At 71.9% G+C, this 2203-nt stretch carries 3 protein-coding genes; all 3 read left to right on the top strand.

Translation table 11 applies throughout. The annotated features are described in order from the left end of the window. On the top strand, positions 1-711 hold a 711-nt coding region (locus VF468_30410; GenBank protein HEX5882599.1), incomplete at its 5' end, for a YsnF/AvaK domain-containing protein. Positions 712-803: 92 nt separating this feature from the next. Next, positions 804-1499: a TIGR04086 family membrane protein gene (locus tag VF468_30405; GenBank protein HEX5882598.1), complete on the top strand. Its 696-nt coding sequence runs from the start codon at positions 804-806 to the stop codon at positions 1497-1499. A gap of 325 nt (positions 1500-1824) precedes the next feature. Continuing rightward, the coding region (locus tag VF468_30400; GenBank protein ID HEX5882597.1) for a hypothetical protein at positions 1825-2203 on the top strand (379 nt) is incomplete at its 3' end.

Below are 2203 nucleotides of genomic sequence, written 5' to 3'. Positions count from 1 at the left end.
ATCGACGCCATCTACCTGGACGACGAGACCGGCCAGCCCGAGTGGGCCACGGTCACCAGCGGCCTGTTCGCGGCCAAGACCACCTTCGTGCCGCTGGCCCAGGCCCAGGACACCGGCGACAGCGTCCAGGTGCCCTACGACAAGGACCAGGTCACCGACGCTCCCAGCATGGAGGCCGACGGGCAGCTGTCCCAGGACGAGGAGGCCGCGCTGTACCGCCACTACGGCATGGAGTACTCCGGGTCCCGTTCCGACACTGGCCTGCCCGCCGGCACGGACGTCGACCGCGACACCGTCGGCCGGGACACCTCCGGGCCGACCACCGACGACGCCATGACCCGCTCCGAGGAGGAGCTGCGGGTCGGGACCGAGACCCGGGAGCGGGGCCGGGCCCGGCTGCGCAAGTACGTGACCACCGAGACCCAGCAGGTCACGGTGCCGGTGCAGCGCGAGGAGGTCCGGGTCGAGCGCGAGCCGATCACCGACGCCAACCTGGATGCGGCCACCAGCGGCCCGGCCATCTCCGAGGAGGAGCACGAGGTCACCCTCCGCGAGGAGGAGGTCGTGGTCGAGAAGCGGGCCGTGCCCCGCGAGCTGGTCCGCCTCGACACCGAGACCGTCACCGACGAGCGTCAGGTGTCCGAGGAGGTCCGCAAGGAGCAGATCGAGGTCGACGGCGACCAGTCCACCGACCGCGACGACCGCGGCTGATCCAGTCAGCCGGGAAGGGAGCCGCCGCCCTGCCGTCGCACATGGTGGCTCCCTTCCGCTGACTGTGGGTTCACGGAACGGAGAGAATTCTCATGGCAGACACCATCACTGGTGAGTCCAACAAGGATCGGGCCAGGCTGGCCCGCGAGGCCGGGATCGGCAAGCTGTCGCTGCTGGCCATCCTCGCCGGCGCGGTCACCGCGTTCGGCAGCTTCGCGATCCTGCTCGCCCTCGTCTCCGCCATCGCCGGCGCGGTCGGTGCCAACACCGACTTCGGGACGCTGGACTGGCGGGAGGTCGGGATCGGCGCCGGCATCACGGTCGCCGTCGCGCTCCTGCTCGCCTACCTGTTCGGCGGGTACGTCGCCGGCCGGATGGCCCGGCGGGCCGGCTGGCTGAACGGCCTGGCCGTGTTCGTGCTGGCCATCCTGGTCCCGGCCATCCTGGCCGCCATCCTCAGCTCTCAGGCCGACCAGGTCGACCCCAACGCCGGCTCCACCGCGCTCGGGAACCTGCGCAGCATCGGCATCCCGACCTCGGGTGACGAATGGGCCCAGATCGGCACCATCGTCGGCCTGGGCTCGCTGCTGGCCATGCTCATCGGGTCGGTGCTAGGGGGGATCCTCGGCGAGCGTTGGCACAGCAAGCAGCCGCGTCCGGTCCACACCGAGACCCGCACCGTCGTCGACCAGCCAGCCGGGCGCGACCGCGACCCAAGCGACGACGACGCCGGAGCAACCCGCATGGCCGCCAGTCCCGACCCGGACCGAGCCCGGCGGCAGGCCTAGGCAGAGGAGCGGCAACAGCATGGCAACCCGTAATGCCCGTGGTGACGGCACCGGCGCCGTCACCACGGGCGGCGGAACCGAGCCGATGGCGCGGCCAGTGGCCGTCCACCCGAACGCTTCAGCCACACCCGGCCCGATGTCCCGCCGATGCTGGGCCCGAACCCGAAGTGAGCGGCCGCATGCTTCACAACCGTGACGCGACCACGACGCCGCTGGCGGCTGAGCTGCAGCCGATCGTGACGCCTCCCCCTCCTCGGGTCCTGGTGGGTTCCCGGGCTGGCCTGGCGGCCCCTGCTTGTCTCTCTACACATGAAGGAGCAACACTGTGACAGCTGACAACACCGTTTCCCGTTCCCTGCACGACCTGGGTCTGGCCACCTGGTTCGGTGGCTCGCTGATGGGGGCGGTCGGGCTCAACGGAGCCGCGGCCGACGTGGAGGAGCCCACCCAGCGGCTGCGGGTGGCCAGCTCGGGCTGGAACCGCTGGACCCCGGTCAACCTGGCCGGCATCGCCGCCCATGTGGTCGGCGGGGCCGTCCTGCTGGGGGCCAACAAGGGCCGGGTGGCCAGCCAGCAGGGCGTGGCCCAGGCCACCGTGGTCAAGACCGCCCTGACCGGCGCCGCCCTGGCCGCCACCGCCTGGTCCCGGGCCCTGGGCGCCAAGCTCAACGAGGCCGGCGAGGTGCCGGTTGAGGGCGGCACCG

This window comes from Actinomycetota bacterium (assembly GCA_036280995.1).
Lineage (GTDB): Bacteria > Actinomycetota > CALGFH01 > CALGFH01 > CALGFH01 > CALGFH01.
Note: the sequence above shows the minus strand (reverse complement) of the source record. Positions and strands in the feature narration are given on the sequence as shown.